Below are 20,491 nucleotides of genomic sequence, written 5' to 3'. Positions count from 1 at the left end.
TACTAATTTGTCTAAAAAATTAAAAGGTCAGAATTTGTTCTGGCCTTTTTCTATATGCTAAATTTATTACTAGCTATTTGGTTTAGGGTATATTTTTTATGAATATCATACCATAGTTGATATAGTATAGGAGTTAAAGAAGTTCATAACATTTTCTTTAATCTAAAAAAAACTGTTCCAACTTGAATAATAAATATTGAGTTTAACAATATTGCAAAAAACTTTACTTTGAAGCTCATTTTACTAAAAAACTGTATGTTTAATGGATAAACATTTATTTCCTTTAACTGTTTAACATGCGCTTTTATAAAATTCAAACTTAAGCCAATACGAATCATCATTACTAGATTTCCAAAAGCAAAATGAGTTAATCTTTGTCTAACAATACTTGCAATTTTCGATTTATTTTTTTTAAGTTCAAAGTGTTGTGAAAAATCATTTATTGAAAGAATCATTGCATGCATTGTATTAACTAAATTAAGGTTTTTATGAAAACTATTTGAGCGCATAATAGAATCCAAGGACTGGTAGTAATAATGACTAATCCAATCAAAATATCCCATTTTTCCTACATTGAGTAGTACTTCGTATGTAAACAATACATCTGCATTATTTTGATTGTCCTCAAAGCAGATTCCATTATCTTTTAAAAAACTTTTTTTTACAAGATACCACCAAACTTCTACTCTATGGTTTGGGTGAGACAAAATAAATGATTCTCCATTTTCGAAAAGACTCGCATTTTTAATTTCATCATGTTTTAAATCATCTGGTAATATTTCAAAACTAATTTTTGATTTAAATCCTACTAAATCCAAATCATTTTTAATTGCATATTCTAAAATATGAGACAACTGATTTTCTACTAAGACATCATCTATATCCAAGTTATAAACATAATCTCCTTTAGCCATACCAAGTAACCTATTTCTAGTATTAAAAAGGCCCTTGTTATTTTGTGTATATACTTTAATATGATTGTAATCTTTGGCAAATTCCTTAGCCAAAATATAAGTGCCATCTTTAGAGCCATCATCAATTAAAATGATTTCATAATCTGAAGGATTGAGATTTTGATTCAAAATACAGTTCAAACATCGCTCAATATATTTTTCTCCATTATAAACAGATATTAAAATACTCAACTTCATTAAATACAGTAATTATAAACTCAATATTAAGACTTTAACAGTTTACCAATACCACTATTTTGAATTGTATCAAAAAATACAACTAAAGACATTTTTTCTATTTGTAATTTTACAATTATGAATTTTGATGAAAACATAATTGCAATTGCAACTCCGCCTGGTAATGGTCCTATTTCAATACTTCGCATTTCTGGCAAACAAGCTATTCAAATAGTCTCTGAAAAATTTAGCTCAGTGAGTGGAAAAAGCTTGATTAATCAAAATAGTCATACAATTCATTTAGGGCATATCATTGATAACGAAAAAGTGATAGACAAAGTATTGGTCTCAATTTTTAAATCGCCTAACTCATATACTGGAGAAAATGTAGCCGAAATTTCATGTCATGGTTCGCCGTATATACAACAGCAAATTATTCAACTTTTTCTAAAAAATGGCTGTCGCACTGCTGAAGCTGGAGAATTCACTCTCCGCGCGTTTCTAAATGGAAAAATGGATTTAAGTCAGGCTGAAGCAGTGGCAGATTTAATCAAATCTGATAATGCTGCAAGTCATCAAGTCGCAATACAACAAATGCGAGGTGGATTCAGTAATGAAATCAAAGTCCTTCGCGATGAACTTATGAATTTTGCCTCCCTGATCGAATTGGAGCTGGATTTCTCCGAAGAGGATGTGGAGTTCGCCAATCGCGATCAGTTCACAGCGTTATTAGATCGTATACAGCATGTCTTAAAACGCCTTATCGATTCCTTTGCGGTTGGCAACGTCATAAAAAATGGGATTCCGGTAGCCATAGTTGGAGAGCCCAATGTAGGCAAATCTACCTTGTTGAATGCGTTACTGAACGAAGAGCGCGCCATTGTCTCCGAAATTGCCGGTACCACCCGAGACAGTATCGAAGATGAGATCACGATCGGTGGTTTGGGTTTTCGATTTATTGATACGGCGGGTATCCGCGAGACCAAAGATGTTGTGGAGGGTATTGGAATTCAAAAGACCTTTGAAAAAATTGAACAAGCCCAAGTTATAGTGTATTTGGTGGATGGCTCGTTGCTAAAATCAAATGACCATGAAATCCTTAAAAGGGAAATTAGAAAATTAAAAAAAAAGCACCCTCAAAAACCTGTTATCATTGTCATAAACAAGATTGATGTGATTTCAGACGAGGATAAAAAACAAATTCATAAGAACCTAAACGCTGTCGAAGGGGTCACTCCACAGTTCTTATCGGCAAAAACGGGCATGGGAGTTGATGTATTAAAAGACACCCTCATCAATCTTGTAAATACGGGTGCGCTACGGAATAATGAAACCATCGTTACCAATACCCGTCATTATGATTCCCTTATAAAGGCTCTGGAAGAAGTAAATAAAGTGCGCGCAGGACTTTTCGATGGTATTTCTGGAGACCTTTTGGCCATAGATACACGTCAGGCCTTATTCCACTTAGGTGAGATTACCGGGGAAATTACCTCTGACGATTTATTGGGAAATATCTTTGCGAATTTCTGTATCGGGAAATAGATATTAATTTTATTTGATTTCAAATGAATACAATTAGCTGTAAATCAAATGATTGTTAATAACTATTGAAATTTTACTTTCTTTTGATAATGTGATTTTTATACTTTTATTACATCTAATTTACACCTCATAATTAATTTTTTACACCTGAGGTGTAAAAATTGTGTTCCTTATGAAAATACATCTAAGAAAGAAAAAACTTAAAAGTGGAAAGACTAGTCTTTATATTGAATATTATAAAGGTCATAAAACTACACCCGAAGGAAAGATTAAACATATTCGTGAATTCGAATACTTAGAACTTTATTTGGTTACCAATCCTAAAACAACTGATGAAAGAAAGAAAAATAAAGAACAACTGGAGTTAGCCGAACAAATTTTGGCAATTAGAAAAGCTGAAATTTATCAAGGCAAGTATAAAATTCAAAATGACTCCAAGGGCAGAACAGGTTTTATTGATTTCTACAACCTCAAAAAAGAGGAACGTTATCAAACAAAAGGGAATTATGATAATTGGGATGCTGCTCAAAAGCATATTGAGAAATATTGTCTACCCACTACTTCATTTAATGATATTGACATTGACTTCATTAAGGGCTTTAAAAAGTATTTGGATACTGTTGCAGTAACAAAAAGCAAGAAAAGACTATCTCAAAATACAAAACATACTTATTTTAATAAGTTTAAAGCTGCCATGAGAGCAGCATTTGAAGAAGGATATCTAAAAGAAAACCTTATTGTAAAAGTGAAAGGGTTTACCATGGGTGAGTCCAAAAGAGAATATTTAACTTCTGAAGAGTTGTTAAAACTTTCTCGAACACCATGTAAAATTGATATTTTAAAGCGTGCCTTTCTTTTCTCCTCATTAACAGGTATAAGATGGTCAGATATAAACAAACTAACCTGGTCTGAAGTCAGAGAAGAAGGTTTTGATAATTCTGATAATGAAATATTTCGTATTGTTTTCAAACAAAAAAAAACGGAAGGAATGGAATACTTATATATTTCTAAGCAAGCCAGAGAATTATTAGGGGAAAGGTTAGAACCAAGAGATAGAGTTTTTACCAATTTACGTTACAGTGCACACATGAACCTTCAGTTGCTTCGTTGGTGTATGTTTGCAGGTATTACCAAACACATTACCTTTCACTCTGCAAGACATACCAATGCGGTCTTACTTTTGGAAAATGGAGCTGACATCTACACAGTTTCTAAACGCCTTGGGCATAAAGAAATAAGAACTACAGAGATTTATGCCAAAATCATTGATAAGAAAATGAAAGAAGCAGCCAATCTGGTTCCAAAATTAGAATTGGACACCCTCGAATAAAGAATATAGATTCATTTTAAGCACCTCCAAAAATCAGATTTCAGATTTGAATCAAAGAGTTATAAGCCATTTTTTGGATTTTGATTGTTAATAACTCAGAATTTCACCAATTCCACTCCATATTTTTCAATACCAAAACATATGTTTTGAAATCTGATTTAATGAAGCCTATAAAATTTGATTTCATTTGTATGTAAATCAATACAAATAACTGATTATCAAATATTTGTGAATAAAAAATATAGCGTCCAAGAGTTTCATATTTCCCTTATTTATACTTTTATTTCTAGAATTCTACAAAAAGAAACAAAGCGCTTTGTTCATTATTAATCTATAAATCGAATAAGATGGACAATATAAAAATTGAAGAAAAGCTCGATAGAATTGAGAGCTTACTATTAGGTGCAAAAAAAGTACTTACACTTGAAGAAGCTTGTGACTATACAGGTATCTCAAGAAGCTACTTATACAAATTAACTTCTGCTGGAATCATCCCCCATAGCAAGCCCAATGGCAAAATGATATTCTTTGATATTAATCGCCTAAATGAATGGTTGCTACGGAACAACCGGAAATCAAAGTGTGAAATAAAGAACGAGGCATTGAAATATGTCCTGAAGAAAGGATAAAACCCAACCCATTTGTCTCATTAAGCTGTATTGATACAGGCTTACAAATCACATTAATATGAAAACAATACCATATATAAGGGTTGGTACTACCTATTACAAACTGGTCAAGGCACCGACCATATCCGGGCATTTTAACGAACTGCTTGTTTCCTGGAATGAGCATATTATAAAACAAGACCACGGAAAAGACTTTTTAAGTAAAGTGCCTAAATATGATGGATTCACATGCATTCCCAATCACATTGACTTCCAAAAGGAATATTGCAGTTTCTATAATATCTATTCGCCTTTAAGGAACATCCCTAAGACGGGAACTATTGAAAAGACCCTGTCTTTTATAACTCACATATTCGGGAACCAAAAGGAATTAGGTTTGGATTATCTTCAGCTCTTGTATCAAAAGCCAACACAGATTCTACCCATTCTCTGTTTGGTTTCAAAAGAAAGAAGCACCGGAAAAAGCTCTTTTTTAAAATGGTTAAAGGAGATTTTTGAGAACAATCTAACTTATTTGACCAACGATAGCTTTGGAAGCCAGTTCAACGCAGATTGGGCCAATAAACTTTTAATCTGTATTGATGAAGTCCTTTTCAATAAAGAAGAACTTACTGAACGTATTAAGTATCTAAGTACCACTAATCGAAACAAGCTAGAGGCTAAAGGAAAAGATAAAAGGGAAGTTGAGTTCTTTGGTAAGTTCATTCTATGTAGCAACAATGAAGATAACTTTATTAAAATTGATGCTAATGAAACCCGGTTTTGGATTCGCAAAATTCTACCTGTAAAAAACGAGGAAACAGATTTTTTAGAGCAACTTATTCAAGAAATTCCCGCATTTCTTTATTTCCTATTAAATCGGAAGCTAAAAACTAGCCAGTTGACACGAATGTGGTTTAAACCTGAACAGGTTTATACTCCAGCTCTAAATCGATTGGTTAGACATAATCGTAATAGGGTTGAAAAAGAACTAGCCAGTATTCTATTGAGTGCAATAGACAAGTTTGAGTTGAATTCCATTAACCTATGTCCAATCGATGCCCTACACATATTAAATAAAACTAGGGTTAAAACTGACCTTACCCAACTGAGAAGATTACTGAAAAGGGATTGGAAATTAGAGAATCAAAAGAACTCCAATAGCTATCAAAAGATTACCATTTGGAGCAATGGAGAAATCAACATGGAAGATGCAAAAGGACGGTATTTCACTATTCAAAAGGATTTTCTTGTTCAAAATTTTGATGATTTGATGATGGAATAATCTAAAACTAGATTTTATAAGGGCTATGGTTATCATCAAATTGTCATCATTCTTTCATCAAAATAAAAAGTGATGATGGAAATATAACAGATATAATAAGAACTGATGAAACGATGAAAAAACGATGAATTTGTTAAACCCATTATTTAAGAGGGGTATACAAATATTGTCATCATTTCATCAAAAAAACATAAAAAGTAAAGCAGATGAAAAAAGAAATATTGAATTGCGAAAAAGCCCGTAGTGTTTGCCTGGTACAGACACTGGCAAAACTAGGGCACTTTCCCAATCGGAAATCGGAAAAAGAAGCTTGGTTTCTAAGTCCTTTTAGGTCAGAAACCCAAGCCTCTTTTAAAGTTTCTTTGAGAGATAATTATTGGATAGACTTTGGAACTTTTGAAGGAGGAAACGCTATTGACTTAGTGGTCAAATTAAATGATTGTTCTGTAAGGGAAGCCTTGGCGTTTCTATCCAATGAAACAAGTGGTTTTTCTTTTCAACAGCAACGAATTTTCAAAAAAGAAACGGGAAAGCTGGAAATCCAAAAGGTACAAACCATTCAACATCAAGCACTACTCATCTATTTGAAATCAAGAAAGATTCCAATTTCAATAGCGAAAATGTATTGTAAAGAAGTTTGGTACAGGAACAGAGGAAGAACATTTTTTGGCATTGGTTTAAAGAATCAATTGGGAGGATGGGAACTTCGCAATAAATATTACAAAACGTCCACCTCACCCAAAACCTATAGTTATTTTAATAATGGACATCAAAACCTCATTGTAGTTGAAGGAATGTTCGATTTACTTTCTCTGGAGGCTTTATTAAAAGAAGGATTAAAAAACAATGATGTCGTAACTCTCAATTCTGTAGCATTTATAAAGCGTATTCTACCTTTCCTTGAAAATTATAAATCGGTAAAACTCTATTTGGACAATGATTCTACTGGAGATAAAGCAACAGAATATCTAATGAAATTGTACTCCAATTCAGTGGATTCTAGGGGGATTTATAAAGGGTGTAAGGATGCCAATGAAAAATTAATGTTATGAGATTGGAAGATGAAAATTTTGATTGGGTAGAGCGAAAATCCGAAACCGAGAAAAACAAAATAGAACTCACTCCTGAGCTGTTAAATGATAGAGACTCCATATCCATTGAGTTAACAGGAAAAGATTCGCCACAAACGAATTCGAGATGTGTGTCTGTGGACACATTCTCGATTGCTCCCGATGGTCGCAATGAAAAAAAGAGGTTGTTTAAGGGGAAAACAGAACTGATTAAATTCAGATGTACATCCCTAGAAAAGAAGCTTTTGAAGAATAGAGCTAAGCGATGTGGGTTGACCGTCAGCGAGTACTTTAGAAGGATAGCATTTGACAGAAAGATTACCGAACGTTTGACCGAAGATGAAATTACCATTTACAGAACTTTAGTAAAGTTCCATAACAATTTTAAAGCTATTGGAAACATGTATCGCAAGAGGAATCCACATCTAACAGAAAAGGTATATTGGCTGGCGGATGAAATAAGAGAACACCTTAAAAAATTCTCGCCATGATAGGAAAAGGTATGGCCATTTCGCATACCAAAGCCTCCATGGCTTATGGGTGGAACCAAGAAAAGAATGCCGAAGTAGTTTTTAAGCAAGAATTGATTGGCAGCAATCCTGAAGAAATAACCCAGGAATTTAAAATGCTTCAGGAACAAAATTACCATTGCCAAAAGAACACGCTTTCCTTTGTTCTTAGTCCTACTGTAGAAGACGGACAACGTTTAAAGCAAAAAGAGCTCGAGAAAATATGCCAGAAGTTTACGGAGCAAATGAAACTGGAGCAAAGGCAGGCAATTGCCTTTGTCCATAGGGACAAGCAGCATACTCATATCCATTTGTATGTAAACCGAATTGATTATAAAGGAGTGGCGTATAACGATAGTTTTATTGGTAAGCGTAGTCAACAGGCAGCAGAAAAAGTAGCTGAACAATTACAGTTAACAACCGTAAGACAGGTACAAATGGAAAAAGAGTTTTTATTGAACGACGTTAGACAGGAAATCAGGCGAAGACACGAACTGACCTTAAAGCAATTTGCTCCCAAGAATTTCAATGATTATATAAAATCCATGGAAACCAACGGGGTAAGAGTAATTCCAAGTATAAATAAAGGAGGAAAGCTCCAAGGGTTTCGGTTTGAGTTCAATGGTTATAACTTAAAAGGCAGCGAGGTACACCGGAGCATGACTGGAGGTAACATTGGTCAGAAATTATATAATCAATCCAAGATAAAGAGTATTGCACCGGTGAAAATCTTAGACAAAGCAGTACCAGTCGCTCCAAGATTGGCTATGAGTATTATCAAAAAAATCACTAAAAAAGTCATTAAACACACTATTGATGCAGGGTTAGGAATTTAAACACTAAACAATGACAAAGATTAAAGAATATATGGAATTGTTGACATCCGAAATGGAGGCATTCCGTAATGATGTCAACAGATTGGAAGCCATTAACAACCATATGAAGGATGTAAAGGTTTCTATCGACCTGAAGGAAATCAAGACCGTTTTAAAAGAACATAGCACACAACTGGAAAACCAAAAGGAACAACAGGAACGGTTTTACAATCGAATGAAATCCCTATTTCAAACAGCAGGAGTATATCCCAAATGGGCAGTTATAACTTTCATTGTGGCCATTCTCCTTTCTGTGGCTTCATTGGTTTACGCTTATCAAACGAAGATGGATGCGGAAAAAGTAGAAGAAATGACTTCTATTGAAAGAACATCTATTAGAAAATAGACAAAATATTATAATTTACTTTAAAGTCGACTAGGTTTAGGTAGCTTAAGAATACTTCAAATAGAAGTTTAAAAATACACTGAATTTTAGTGTATTATTTCATTGTTATCCCTATATTTATCCTTCCAGAAATTGACTTTATGAATCGGATCAAAGAAGTTCTTGAAGAAAAAGGTATCAAACAAGTATGGCTAGCCGAAAAATTAGGTAAGAGCTATAACATAGTTAACGGATATGTCCAAAATCGAAGCCAACCGAGTTTGGAGGATTTGTATAGGATTGCAGATATACTTAATGTCAGTCCAAAAGATTTATTGCTGGAGCAGAATTAACTAAATGGGAACAAAATTTTTTACAAATAGTGGTGATAACACCCTAATAAAAAAGTTTGATGGAATATTCAAGCATACATCGGTACATTACTTTGATGCACTAGTAGGTTATTTTAGATCATCAGGCTATTTCAAGATAAGAGAACACTTGAGAGATGTTGAAAGAATAAGAATTCTTGTAGGGATTGATGTGGATCACTTAATAAGTGAAGCTGCTCGTAAGGGACTTGAATTTAATTTTAACACTGAAGTCACGAGAGATGAATTTATCCGAGAATTTAAGGATGATATTCAAGAAGCGAGTTATAAAAAAGAGGTTGAAGAAGGAATTATTCAATTTGTTGAGGATGTTATATCTGGTAAGATTGAAATAAAGGCGCACCCTAACAAGAATATTCACGCCAAGATTTATATATTTCGACCTGAGAGTTGGAATGAACATAATAGTGGTTCAGTAATAACAGGTTCAAGTAATTTAAGTGAATCTGGTTTAGATAGGAATTTTGAATTCAATGTTGAACTTAGGGATTATGACGATGTTGCTTTTGCAGGGGAGACATTTGAAAACCTTTGGGGTGAAGCTATTGATATTTTGCCTTCGGAAATATCAAGAGTAAAAAAAGAAACTTATCTCAATGATGAATTCACTCCATTTGAATTATATATAAAACTACTTATAGAGTACTTTGGTAAAAGTATAGAATATGACCCTGAATCCATAACAGATTTACCCAAAGGCTATAAGAAACTGGCATATCAAATTGATGCTGTAAATGATGGATATAATAAACTGCAAAAGCACAATGGTTTTATACTCGCCGATGTTGTCGGTTTAGGTAAAACAATAATTGCTACAATAATTGCAAAGAAGTACTATTTCACAAATGGATATCGCACAAAAATTTTAGTTATACACCCTCCGGCATTGACCAAGGGATGGGAAAAGACAATCCGTGATTTTGAAGTACCTAATGTAAAGTTTATTACTAATGGAAGTCTTCATAAAATTAAGCACCCCGAGGATTATGATTTAATTATTGTAGATGAAGCTCATAAGTTCAGATCAGATGAATCAGAGATGTTTAATCAACTCCAAAAACTTTGTAAGACTCCAAGAAAGAAAAAAGGAAATGATAACAGTAATCAAAAGAAAGTAATACTTGTTACTGCCACTCCATTAAATAACAGACCAGAGGATATTAGAAATCAGCTTTATTTGTTTCAAGATTCTAAGAAATCTACACTTGAAGTTGGAAATCTACAACACTTTTTTAGACCCCTTATTGATAAATACAGAAAGTTAAAACTTGAAAGAGATAATGATAAGATTGCAAAAGGAGTTAAGAAAATTTACAATGAAATTAGGACTAAAGTTTTAGAATCTGTTATTGTAAGAAGGACTCGAACTGATATTAGAAATACTCAAGATTATTGGGAGGATATCAAAAAGCAAGGAGTTACTTTTCCCGATATAGAAACCCCAAGACAAATTCTTTATGAATTAGATGAATTCACTGATAATCTTTATGACCGAACATTAAGAATATTAAAACGAAAAAGTAAAGAACTTGGATATTATCGTTATCAAGCAATTAAATTCTTAAGACCAGAAGCAAAAGAGGCGTATAAAAAAGCTACAGGAGTTAACCCAAACCAAGCCGAAAGGATATCAGAGCAATTAGCCCATATTATGAGAATCCTTTTGGTAAAACGAATTGATAGTAGTTTCTATGCTTTCAAGATGAGTTTAAACCGATATTATAATGCAAACCGAGCTATGCTCAAGATGATTGATAGCGGTAAAATTTATATAGCCCCCAAGCTAAAGGTTAGTGAATTCATATTAGATGATAATGAAGCCGAACTAGAACAGATTTTACAAGACGCTGAAGATACTGAAACAATAAATGCATATCTCACTGAGGATTTTTATGAAGAGTTTATTGAAGGAATCCGTAATGATCATATTACTCTAAAAACATTGGTTGATGAATGGGAAAAAGTAATGGAAGACCCAAAATATGAGACATTTATTGAAAAAATTAGAGGAGAATTAATGGATAGTTCCATTAATGACAATGGTAAATTATTGGTTTTCTCAGAATCTAAAGAAACCACAGCTTATCTAACAAGAAGGTTAAAAAGTGATGGTTTTACAAAAGTTTTGAGTGTAGATAGTTCTAATTCAAAAGAATTGACAGATGTTATTGCTCAAAACTTTGATGCAAATGAGGTGTTAGGTAAACAAAAGGATGATTACAATATCATTGTAACAACTGAGGTTCTTGCTGAAGGTGTAAATATTCACAGGTCAAATGTTATTTTGAATTACGATATCCCTTGGAATGCTACAAAATTGATGCAACGGATTGGAAGGGTAAATAGAATAGGAACACCTTCTGATAGAATTTACATTTATAATTTCTTCCCGACATCAAGAACAGATAGTGAAATTGAACTAAACAAAAAAGCATATATGAAGCTTCAAGCTTTTCATTCAGCTTTAGGTGAGGATAGCCAAATTTATTCTGATAATGAGGAGTATGGAACTTTTGGGTTGTTCGAACAAGTACCAGAAGAAGAAAAGGATGAAAGATTGGAGTTCTTGAATTATTTACGTCATTTCAGAATTGAAAACCCCGATTTATATCAAAAAATTAAAAAGACAATACCAGGGAGAGCTAGAACAGGTAGACATAACAAAAGTGCAAAGAATCAGACTATTACTTTCATCAAGAACCAAAAAAGAGATGTTTTTTATCTAATTTATCCAAATGATGAAATTGAAGAATTAACCTTTGTAGAAGCTGCAAGAATTTTCAAAGCTCAATTATCTGAACGTTCAATTCCAATTCATGAGAAGCATCATGGGCAAATTGAAATTGCTTTGAATTCTTTTTACCAAGAAGAAAACCTAATCAATTTAGGTGATTTGGCTCCAGTTAAATTAGGGCCAAATGAATCAAGAGCAATTACATTTATAGATAAACAGGCTATTCAGGAGTTTGTAACTCCAGATGAGAAGGATTTATTGAACAATGCAATATTATCAATCAGAAAAGGTAAGTTTCAAAAACTTCCTAGGGAAATAAATAAACTAATTAAGAATATAAAAGGAGAAGGTCTTTCTCGTTCAGAGGTATATGAATCATTGCTCAAGATTGTAAAATCCTATCCAGTATCTGAAATACAAGAAGAAAAAGAAGTAATGCGCAAGTCTGTAAGGAAAGAATTAAAAGCTCCAAAAATAATATTGTCGGAATCCTTTTCAGTATAAAATATGGAATACGAAGAAATACAAAACATATTTAATAAGTCATTTGAAATGACTGAGTGGAAAGGAACTCTAAGAAACCTTTTTGCAAATTTTGAAGAGTACAAAACGGGTATTAATAGACTTGAAAAGGATCTTTCATACCATGAAAATGCCAAAGCCATTACCGAGTTTGGTTCTGTGCATCTTGCAGATAATAAAGTTGTCAAACTTTATGATGTGTTGTTAAAAGGAAATTATGATGTTGGTAAAAGCAGGGTTGGCCTGCGTAATATGATTTTTAGGGATATTATTCCTGGAGATATGGATGGAATAATAGCCGTATTTCGTTCAGAAAGTGGTAAAACATGGCGTTTGACCTTCATCTCTAAGGCAATTTACTGGGATGATGATTTTAATGAGCAAAAGCTCCAAACTAGCCCCAGAAGATATACCTATGTATTGGGGGAAGATGAAAGTGTAAAAACAGCAGCAAAACAATTTGAAAGTCTTTTTGACAAGAAAGTAACAATTAAGCAACTGATTGAAGCATTCAATGTTGACAAACTGAACAAACGTTTCTTTAATGGTTACCAAAAGCATTATGAAAAATTTGTTTTAGAGCTCACAGGTGAAATTTGGAAGAGAAAACAAAATAAGTATGTACTAACGAAGGTTCAAGAGCCTTCACCTATTCTTGAATCAGCATTCTACGGTAATAAAAAGCATGCCAGAGATTTTTGTAAAAAGCTTTTAGGGCGCATTGTTTTTCTTCATTTTTTGCAGAAAAAAGGTTGGATGGGCTGTCCAGTAACCGATACACGTTGGGAAAACGGAGAAAAACAGTTTATGCTTGAACTGTTCAATGCTTATGAGGACAAATCATATTTTCATTCAAAGTGTTTAACAGAACTCTTCTTCAATACACTTAATAAACCTGATCGCAATGATATTTTTGAAGTTGAAGGTTTAAACAGCAAATTGAACGGTTCAAAAGTACCGTATTTAAATGGTGGGTTATTTGAAACGGATATTAATTGTGACCCGTACAAAGTAAATTTTCCTGCATCTTATTTTGAAGAGTTATTAGATTTTTTTGGGCAATACAATTTCACCATAGATGAGAATAGTCCAGATGATCATGAAGTAGGAATAGATCCTGAAATGCTTGGACATATTTTCGAAAACCTCTTAGAAGAAAACAAAGAAAAAGGAGCTTTCTATACACCAAAGGAGATCGTTCAATACATGACACAGGAAAGTTTAATTCAATACCTACAGACATACTTAGGGAATCATGAAGAGCTTACACAATTTGTTCGTAACAACGATATTGGAGATAGAACAGCCAAACACAATTATATTAGGGATAATGCAGCCAAAATTGAAGAACTTTTAGATAATGTCAAAATTTGTGACCCTGCGATTGGTTCAGGCGCCTTTCCGATGGGAATGTTGAATGAAATATTTGAAGCAAAAATGGCTTTAGATATGACGCTTAATCGTTCTGAAGTGAAAAAAGAAATTATTCAAAATTCCATTTATGGCGTCGATTTAGAAAGCGGAGCTGTAGATATTGCAAGACTCAGGTTTTGGTTAGCTCTTGTGGTTGATGAAGATGAACCCCATGCACTTCCAAATTTAGATTACAAGATAATGCAAGGAAATAGTCTTCTCGAAAGTTTTGAGGGTATTGACTTGAGTAAAATTCATGAAGGGAAGAGAATTAAAATTGATGAAGATTCTCTTGCCGATAATCTATTTTCAAAGGTCATGGAGATTGAGGAGGTGGATGGAGATAGTTTGGAGGATTTAATTGAGGCATATTTTGACTTAGACGATCCGATATTGAAGAAAGAGCAGCATTATAAAATTGATCAGCAAGTTCTAGGGAGGATATACAAGTGCCTATTCGATGAATATAACATATTGGAAAAGGAGTTGAAAAAACTCAAAAACAAGATAAAAAATAAGTCTGCTTCACTAAGGACAGCCGATCAGAAAATTAAATATGAAACAATCAGCAAAGATGCTAAAAACCATAAAAAATTATCGGAAAAACTTAGTGGTATAGCAGAGAAACAACTAAAACTAAAAGATCTCTATGAATCTGATGACAGACCATTTTTCCTATGGCATTTGATGTTTAAAGATATATTGATTGATCGAGGAGGGTTTGATATAGTAATTGGAAATCCTCCATGGGGTGCAGAAACTAATCCTGAAGATTTGATATACATCAAGAATAAAAACAAGGATATAGTAAAAAGAATGATTGATTCCTTTATGTTTTTTGTTAACGAATCGATAGGAATCGCAAAACAAAATGGAGTAGTTTGCAAGATAATCCCTGAAGTCATTCTTAATCAGGTGGATAACGCTTTATTAAGAGAGAAAATTCTTAATACTACTACAATCCAGAGTATCGCAAACTTAGGTGATAATATTTTTGAAGGTGTTACACGAGCATCATGCATAATACAGTTAGTGAAGGAGGAAAGTAGTGAATATGACTATTCCGTGGTGAATTTTACAAAAGGGAAAACAGGAGTCAAATTTTTATACACCCATGATGAAGTATCGAGCAAATTGGTTCGATCATTACCTAATTTTATATTTCCAACTCAAAATCTGGAATTGTATAAAGTCCTTAATTTTATTTTAAGGAATCATGTTGAACCTCTTTCTTATTGGATTGATGTTGATGGAATTCAAAGAGGAGTAAGTCCAGATTTAAAAAAAGCTTTTTTGCCTACCGGTGAAGATATTGAAAAGTATAATCTCGAATTAGACTATCTGAAACTAACTATCACTGGAGGAAAAGATATGTCTAAATACGGTTTTAAGCAACCTGCTAAAAAGATTATTTATACTAACCGAGATACAGCTATTTCTGAAATACCCAACATTGTCGACTTCATTGACCAATATAGATCTGAAATAACATGCAAAGAAGTTAAGCAGGGAAAACATCCATTTTATGCTCTTCATCGTGCTAGAAACTCCAAAATATTTGAGAAGGATACCAAAATACTTGGCGTTATAACTGGGGATAAAATTAACGTCGCAATTGACCCAAATAGAATTTACCCTACTGATGGGATTTATCTTTTTACATCAGGTGATTTAATAATGGATAAAGCACTAATAGGTATATTAAATTCAAGTTTACTGACTTTGATATATAGACTGTATTCAAATGAACAAGGAAAAATTCTAGCACAAGTTAAGCCCACCGTACTTGAGTACCTTCCGATTATTGCCTTAGATGAGTCTAAGAAAGAGATATTATCAGAACTGGTTTCAATTTTAATTCATCTCAATTCGCATGAAGAATCAGAATTCAGTTTAGAAGTTGCAAATGCAAAAAATGTTCTTGTTGATTTGTATGAAAAGCTTCTCGATGCTATAGTTTTTGAATTATACTTCAAAAATCATATGGTTGACAGGGGTTTAAGTGTTTTTGGAGTTATCAAAGAAGTTCTAATTAGAGAATTAAAAAATAGTCCTTTTGATAGCTTCCCTAATGATGAAAAAGAATCTATAATTATCTCATTACATAGAGAATTCACCAATCCGAGTAACGAAGCAAGGAATAGGATGCAATTGTTTGCTATAAAAAGCCCAGAGATTCTTAAGCCAATAATTGAAAGTATGTCATGAGAATTCAGAGTGTTAAAATAAAGAATTTTAAGGCTTTTCGTAATGAAGAAGTTTTTGATTTTGATTCAAAACATGTTCTAATCTATGGAAATAATGGTTCTGGAAAATCTTCTTTGTTTTGGGCGCTTTACACTTTTCTACAAAGTAGTGCCAAGGGCAATCAAGGAATACAGAAGTATTTTAAATTCTTTGATAATGAGGATGAAAATACTCACCAAAGCCTCTTAAATATTTTTGAAGATGAAGCTGAAAATGCATACATAGAAGTAAATGTAAAAGATGAAAATGGACCGGATAAAATTTTTAAAATATCCCATGATGACATAAATACAAACGTTCCCGCAACAGATTCAACAATTCAATTATTTAATATTTCAAGTGATTTTATCAATTATAAATTACTTCACAATTTTTTCAGAGAATCTCATAAAAATGAAGTTAATCTTTGGCAAGTTTTTGAAAGAGATATATTTCCGTTTTTAATGGATAATACAGGTATAAAGTCGCTGTTAGAAAAAATTAAGACCATAACCAGTGATGTTCCAAGAACGCCTAAAAACTATCCTGTATCTAATGGATCAAGAAAGAAAACAAGTTATACGGCTCAACTTACAGCTCTAAATACAGAGATTGAAGGTTTGTTACTCCAAATTCAAAACAATGCAAATGAGTTTATCAAGAAACATTTTTTTGACAACAAAGATGTTATTCAAATCGAATTATCTTTTAAAAAGAAGTTTGAATTCGATAATGTTAAAAAGAAACTTTGGAGCAATGATCCGTTAAGATTTAGTACGTTACAGATAAAGCTTATCGTAAAAGTTTTTGAAGAGGAGACAAATAATTGGAGATATATCCATAGAGTCCAGTCATTTCTCAACGAAGCTCAATTAACACGAATTGCTATTGGTGTAAGGATTGGAGCCCTAAGAACAAGACCACAAACTACGGAAGAAAAAATACTTGTTCTAGATGATATGCTCATTAGTCTTGATATGTCCAATAGAATGCAAGTAATCAAAATGATTCTGAATGAAGACAACAATCCAGATTTAGATTTTTTTGACCAATTTCAGAAGATTATATTAACCCATGATAAAGGGTTTTATGAGTTAATAAAAAGGCATACTTCACCCAATCAATGGAAATATTTTAATCTAAGAAGAGATGAATCAAGTAATCTAGCTCCGGTTCTTTCGGAGGATAAATCATGGATTGAAAAAGCTCAAGGTTATCTTAGTCAAGGTAAACTTGATGAATGTGGTTTTGCCTTAAGAAAGGAGACTGAAGGATTGGTTAGTAAATATTTAAAAGGGCTAAATGAGGCAGCATATAATGGAGAGTTTGAACCGCTAAACAATCAACTAAACCAGATTCATAACCAAATTATTAATCAAGAACGACTTGATTTCAAAAAAGTTTTTGTAGATAAAACAATCCCATTGGAGGTAATCAAAAAGTTAAAAACTGATTTTGAAACTGATGCAACTTTAGATGCCAACCTAAAAGGTCGTTTAAGAGGACTTAGAAATGAAGTGTTTGATTACTTAATAAAACAGTATGAAACCAGGGAGAATAAAGACCGAGTTATGGATGACATAAAAGATATATTGAAAAGAGTTATGAATCCAGCATCTCACGCAGGTTTAACCAATTTATATGAAGGTGAATTAGAGTCTGCAATTGAAGAGGTTAAAAAACTAAAATCATTTTTAGAGGTGAATTAAAGAGTCTAATGATTATTATGAGAAATTTAAGTAGCAATAAATGAAAATTAATCTTAAACAAGCCGTAAAGTATTTTTTTACTAATCCCTCATTGGAATTGGTCTATGTAGAAGCTGTTGCTAATTCAATAGATGCCGGTGCTACTAAAATTGATATTGAAATCTCTATTGAAGAAATCAGCAAGCCTGAAACATTGAGTATTATGATTCGGGATAATGGAGAAGGTTTCACGGACAAAAGATTTAGCAAGTTTGCTGAATTAATGAAAGTTGAGGATGACAGCCACAAAGGATTAGGTAGATTAGTGTTTCTGTCATATTTCGAGAAAGTTAATGTGACAAGTTATTATGATAAAAAGATACGCACATTTGAATATAATACATCCTTCGATGAATCATCTATGAATTTAGTGGCTTCTGATTCTGACAAACAGCAAACAGAACTAAATTTTAGTAAGTATCACTTGAAAAAAATTGCTACACATGATTTTGTAAAGCCAAGTTATCTTAAGAAGAGACTTCTGGAAGAATTTTATCCTAGATTGTATTTAATGAAGCAGGATAAAAAACAATTGGAAATTAATATAACATTGAATTTAAAGCAGGAGGATAAAAGGTTTGAATTAGCTTCTGAGACAAAACAAATTTCAATTAACGAAATTAACGAGTTGACAATCGAACCTATTGATGCTTCTTCACTTGCCATGTTTGAAAATATGGAACTCCATTATTCAATAACTGAAAAATCGAATGAAAAGACAGTTATTACAGCCTTATGTATTGATGGAAGGACTTATAAGGTAGATATAATTTCAGACGAAAATATTCCTATTGGGTATGAGATAATATTTCTGCTTAACTCCTCCTATTTTGATGGTAAGGTAAGTGGTTCAAGGCAAGAATTAAAACTATCAGAAAGGGATAAGAATATTGTAAAGAAGATTTTTAGAAAAAAGGTAGCAGAAGTGCTCCAAAATGAAATCCCTGTAATTTTAGAAAGTAACAAAAAGACAAGGGAATCTTTAGCAAATACATATCCACATTTATTAGGCTATTTTGATAAAGATACTGTTGGTTTTGTAAGGAGAGATGAATCAATTAGAAAAGCTCAGGAAAAGTTTTTTAAAGACCAAAGAGACGTGTTAGACGCTGGCTCTATAACAGAAGAAAAATATAAAAAATCGTTGGAACTCTCCTCAAGAGCCTTAACAGAATATATTTTATATCGTCAATTAACAATAGATAAGCTTAAAAAAATAGATAAGAGTAGTAGTGAAGCTGATATTCATAATTTGATAGTTCCAATGGGTAGTACATTGAGTGAATCAAATTTCATGAATGATCTTTACAGTAACAATGCTTGGTTACTTGATGACAAATACATGACATATAAAACTATTCTTAGTGATAAAGTAATGACTGAAGTAGTTAAGAAAATTACTGAAGATGATGCAGAGTCGGATAACTCGGAACCAGATATCACTTTAATCTTCTCAAACGACCCGAAGACAACAGAAAAAGTTGATGTAGTAGTAGTTGAGCTTAAAAAGCGTGGGCTAAAATTAGAAGATAATGTTACGGCTATAGTTCAATTAGAAAAACGAGCAATGAAATTGATGCAATATTATCCTAATAAAATTCAACGCATTTGGTTTTACGCTATAGTAGAATTCAATGACGAACTTAAGCTTTATCTAGAAAATAATGGGTTTACGGCTCTCTTCTCAACAGACACGCTCTATTATTCTGAAAAGCAACAAAAGGTTTCTTTGACTGATACTAACCTTGTAAACGTCGGGTATTATATATTGTCCTTGGATGCTTTTATTAATGATGCAGATACAAGGAATTCAACCTTCCTTAAAATTCTTAAGGAACCTTTTTTAAAGGATATTGATGAATCAGATTAATTGTACTGATAAGGCCGAAATTAGACTGTGACTTTAATTTTTGTATCCTATTTACACCTCAAACGGCTGAAAGCCTTGTAAATAAAGAAAAGTTACTTTTTGTATCGGAAAATAAAAATACATTTGCATTTACTTAGATGTATCTTTGTTTTTAAAATTCCTCCATGTTTGATTTTTTTACAAAAAAAGAATATCTAGTAGACCATTTAAATGGAATTGTCGATATTCATAATCATATTTTACCGGGGATTGATGATGGGGCAAAAAATGTTGAAGAGTCAATTGAACTTATAAAAGGTTTTAAAGAATTTGGCGTAAATAAGTTCATATGTACACCTCACATAATGCACAATTACTATGATAACACTCCTAAGTCTATCAAAAAATCTTTTAAGGTTCTAAAAAAAGAGCTAAAAAATAATAATATAGACAATATTGATATAAGCTATGCAGCGGAACACATGATAGATGAGAATTTTGAGCATCTATTAGAAAACAATGCGGTTTTACCCTTAAATTCAAATCATATATTAGTAGAAATGTCATATTTACAGCCAAGTATCAATTTTAACCAATCTGTCGAAAAAATTATAAGAAAGGGGATATTCCCAGTGTTTGCGCATCCTGAACGCTATCAATATTTAAATACTGACCTAAAAAACTATGAAAAATTAAAGTCGCAAGGATTAAAATTTCAACTCAACTTACTATCCCTTGGAGGATATTATGGAGCAGATGTTAAGAAAGCAGCTTTGCAACTGTTAGAGAATAATTTATACGACTTTTTGGGAAGCGATGCTCACAACACGACACATATACAGTCTTTAAAATCTATTAAACTTAAAGGGCGCTATGCAAGAAATCTATTGTACTTAATCCATAACAATAGAATATTTGGTATAAGATAAG

General features: G+C 32.6%; 15 protein-coding genes. 14 read left to right on the top strand and 1 reads right to left on the bottom strand.

The genetic code is table 11. From position 1 onward, the window contains the following. Positions 1 to 143: 143 nt before the first annotated feature. The gene (locus tag AACP56_RS16980) at positions 144 to 1,151 is read right to left on the bottom strand and encodes a glycosyltransferase (RefSeq protein WP_339334868.1); all 1,008 of its coding nucleotides are present in this window, start codon (positions 1,149 to 1,151) and stop codon (positions 144 to 146) included. A 117-nt stretch (positions 1,152 to 1,268) separates the two neighbouring features. Between AACP56_RS16980 and mnmE the strand changes: the two genes are divergently transcribed. From mnmE to AACP56_RS16910, 14 genes are all read left to right on the top strand, one after another. Then, on the top strand, positions 1,269 to 2,675 hold the full coding sequence (gene mnmE / locus AACP56_RS16975; protein WP_339334870.1) for a tRNA uridine-5-carboxymethylaminomethyl(34) synthesis GTPase MnmE: 1,407 nt from the start codon (positions 1,269 to 1,271) through the stop codon (positions 2,673 to 2,675). A 172-nt stretch (positions 2,676 to 2,847) separates the two neighbouring features. Next, positions 2,848 to 4,005: a site-specific integrase gene (locus tag AACP56_RS16970; protein ID WP_339334873.1), complete on the top strand. Its 1,158-nt coding sequence runs from the start codon at positions 2,848 to 2,850 to the stop codon at positions 4,003 to 4,005. Positions 4,006 to 4,352: 347 nt separating this feature from the next. Next, the gene (locus tag AACP56_RS16965) at positions 4,353 to 4,634 is read left to right on the top strand and encodes a helix-turn-helix transcriptional regulator (RefSeq protein WP_109438546.1); all 282 of its coding nucleotides are present in this window, start codon (positions 4,353 to 4,355) and stop codon (positions 4,632 to 4,634) included. 58 nt (positions 4,635 to 4,692) lie between these two features. After that, positions 4,693 to 5,898: a primase-helicase family protein gene (locus tag AACP56_RS16960; protein ID WP_339334875.1), complete on the top strand. Its 1,206-nt coding sequence runs from the start codon at positions 4,693 to 4,695 to the stop codon at positions 5,896 to 5,898. Between the two features lie 206 nt (positions 5,899 to 6,104). Next, positions 6,105 to 6,950 (top strand): toprim domain-containing protein, encoded by an 846-nt coding sequence (locus tag AACP56_RS16955; protein WP_339334877.1) that lies wholly within the window; start codon positions 6,105 to 6,107, stop codon positions 6,948 to 6,950. Beyond that, a complete protein-coding gene (gene mbpA, locus AACP56_RS16950) occupies positions 6,947 to 7,459 on the top strand; it encodes a mobilization protein MbpA (protein ID WP_339334879.1) in 513 nt (170 codons plus the stop codon). The genes AACP56_RS16955 and mbpA overlap by 4 nt, the downstream gene beginning before the upstream one ends. Next, positions 7,456 to 8,313 (top strand): relaxase/mobilization nuclease domain-containing protein, encoded by an 858-nt coding sequence (locus AACP56_RS16945; RefSeq protein WP_339334881.1) that lies wholly within the window; start codon positions 7,456 to 7,458, stop codon positions 8,311 to 8,313. The genes mbpA and AACP56_RS16945 overlap by 4 nt, the downstream gene beginning before the upstream one ends. Before the next feature lie 10 nt (positions 8,314 to 8,323). Beyond that, positions 8,324 to 8,698 (top strand): DUF6730 family protein, encoded by a 375-nt coding sequence (locus AACP56_RS16940; RefSeq protein WP_339334882.1) that lies wholly within the window; start codon positions 8,324 to 8,326, stop codon positions 8,696 to 8,698. Between the two features lie 140 nt (positions 8,699 to 8,838). Next, the gene (locus tag AACP56_RS16935; RefSeq protein ID WP_339334883.1) at positions 8,839 to 9,030 is read left to right on the top strand and encodes a helix-turn-helix domain-containing protein; all 192 of its coding nucleotides are present in this window, start codon (positions 8,839 to 8,841) and stop codon (positions 9,028 to 9,030) included. Between the two features lie 4 nt (positions 9,031 to 9,034). Further along, positions 9,035 to 12,307 carry a helicase-related protein gene (locus AACP56_RS16930; RefSeq protein WP_339334885.1) on the top strand — a complete coding sequence of 1,091 codons (3,273 nt, stop codon included), beginning with the start codon at positions 9,035 to 9,037 and terminating at the stop codon, positions 12,305 to 12,307. Between the two features lie 3 nt (positions 12,308 to 12,310). Next, the gene (locus AACP56_RS16925; RefSeq protein WP_339334887.1) at positions 12,311 to 15,946 is read left to right on the top strand and encodes an Eco57I restriction-modification methylase domain-containing protein; all 3,636 of its coding nucleotides are present in this window, start codon (positions 12,311 to 12,313) and stop codon (positions 15,944 to 15,946) included. Continuing rightward, a complete protein-coding gene (locus AACP56_RS16920; protein WP_339334889.1) occupies positions 15,943 to 17,673 on the top strand; it encodes an AAA family ATPase in 1,731 nt (576 codons plus the stop codon). The genes AACP56_RS16925 and AACP56_RS16920 overlap by 4 nt, the downstream gene beginning before the upstream one ends. Before the next feature lie 40 nt (positions 17,674 to 17,713). Next, positions 17,714 to 19,582: an ATP-binding protein gene (locus AACP56_RS16915; protein WP_339334891.1), complete on the top strand. Its 1,869-nt coding sequence runs from the start codon at positions 17,714 to 17,716 to the stop codon at positions 19,580 to 19,582. A 164-nt stretch (positions 19,583 to 19,746) separates the two neighbouring features. After that, positions 19,747 to 20,490 (top strand): tyrosine-protein phosphatase, encoded by a 744-nt coding sequence (locus AACP56_RS16910; protein ID WP_339334893.1) that lies wholly within the window; start codon positions 19,747 to 19,749, stop codon positions 20,488 to 20,490. The last annotated feature ends 1 nt before the right edge of the window (position 20,491 follow it).

Origin of the sequence: Croceitalea sp. MTPC6 (assembly GCF_036985525.1) — a bacterium.
In the GTDB taxonomy this organism is placed as follows: domain Bacteria; phylum Bacteroidota; class Bacteroidia; order Flavobacteriales; family Flavobacteriaceae; genus Croceitalea.
Note: the sequence above shows the minus strand (reverse complement) of the source record. Positions and strands in the feature narration are given on the sequence as shown.

Bases quoted from the DNA above. Each gene is read 5' to 3' on its own strand.
- AACP56_RS16980 (WP_339334868.1), bottom strand. From the start codon at position 1,151: ATGAAGTTGAGTATTTTAATATCTGTTTATAATGGAGAAAAATATATT.
- mnmE (WP_339334870.1), top strand. From the start codon at position 1,269: ATGAATTTTGATGAAAACATAATTGCAATTGCAACTCCGCCTGGTAAT.
- AACP56_RS16970 (WP_339334873.1), top strand. From the start codon at position 2,848: ATGAAAATACATCTAAGAAAGAAAAAACTTAAAAGTGGAAAGACTAGT.
- AACP56_RS16965 (WP_109438546.1), top strand. From the start codon at position 4,353: ATGGACAATATAAAAATTGAAGAAAAGCTCGATAGAATTGAGAGCTTA.
- AACP56_RS16960 (WP_339334875.1), top strand. From the start codon at position 4,693: ATGAAAACAATACCATATATAAGGGTTGGTACTACCTATTACAAACTG.
- AACP56_RS16955 (WP_339334877.1), top strand. From the start codon at position 6,105: ATGAAAAAAGAAATATTGAATTGCGAAAAAGCCCGTAGTGTTTGCCTG.
- mbpA (WP_339334879.1), top strand. From the start codon at position 6,947: ATGAGATTGGAAGATGAAAATTTTGATTGGGTAGAGCGAAAATCCGAA.
- AACP56_RS16945 (WP_339334881.1), top strand. From the start codon at position 7,456: ATGATAGGAAAAGGTATGGCCATTTCGCATACCAAAGCCTCCATGGCT.
- AACP56_RS16940 (WP_339334882.1), top strand. From the start codon at position 8,324: ATGACAAAGATTAAAGAATATATGGAATTGTTGACATCCGAAATGGAG.
- AACP56_RS16935 (WP_339334883.1), top strand. From the start codon at position 8,839: ATGAATCGGATCAAAGAAGTTCTTGAAGAAAAAGGTATCAAACAAGTA.
- AACP56_RS16930 (WP_339334885.1), top strand. From the start codon at position 9,035: ATGGGAACAAAATTTTTTACAAATAGTGGTGATAACACCCTAATAAAA.
- AACP56_RS16925 (WP_339334887.1), top strand. From the start codon at position 12,311: ATGGAATACGAAGAAATACAAAACATATTTAATAAGTCATTTGAAATG.
- AACP56_RS16920 (WP_339334889.1), top strand. From the start codon at position 15,943: ATGAGAATTCAGAGTGTTAAAATAAAGAATTTTAAGGCTTTTCGTAAT.
- AACP56_RS16915 (WP_339334891.1), top strand. From the start codon at position 17,714: ATGAAAATTAATCTTAAACAAGCCGTAAAGTATTTTTTTACTAATCCC.
- AACP56_RS16910 (WP_339334893.1), top strand. From the start codon at position 19,747: ATGTTTGATTTTTTTACAAAAAAAGAATATCTAGTAGACCATTTAAAT.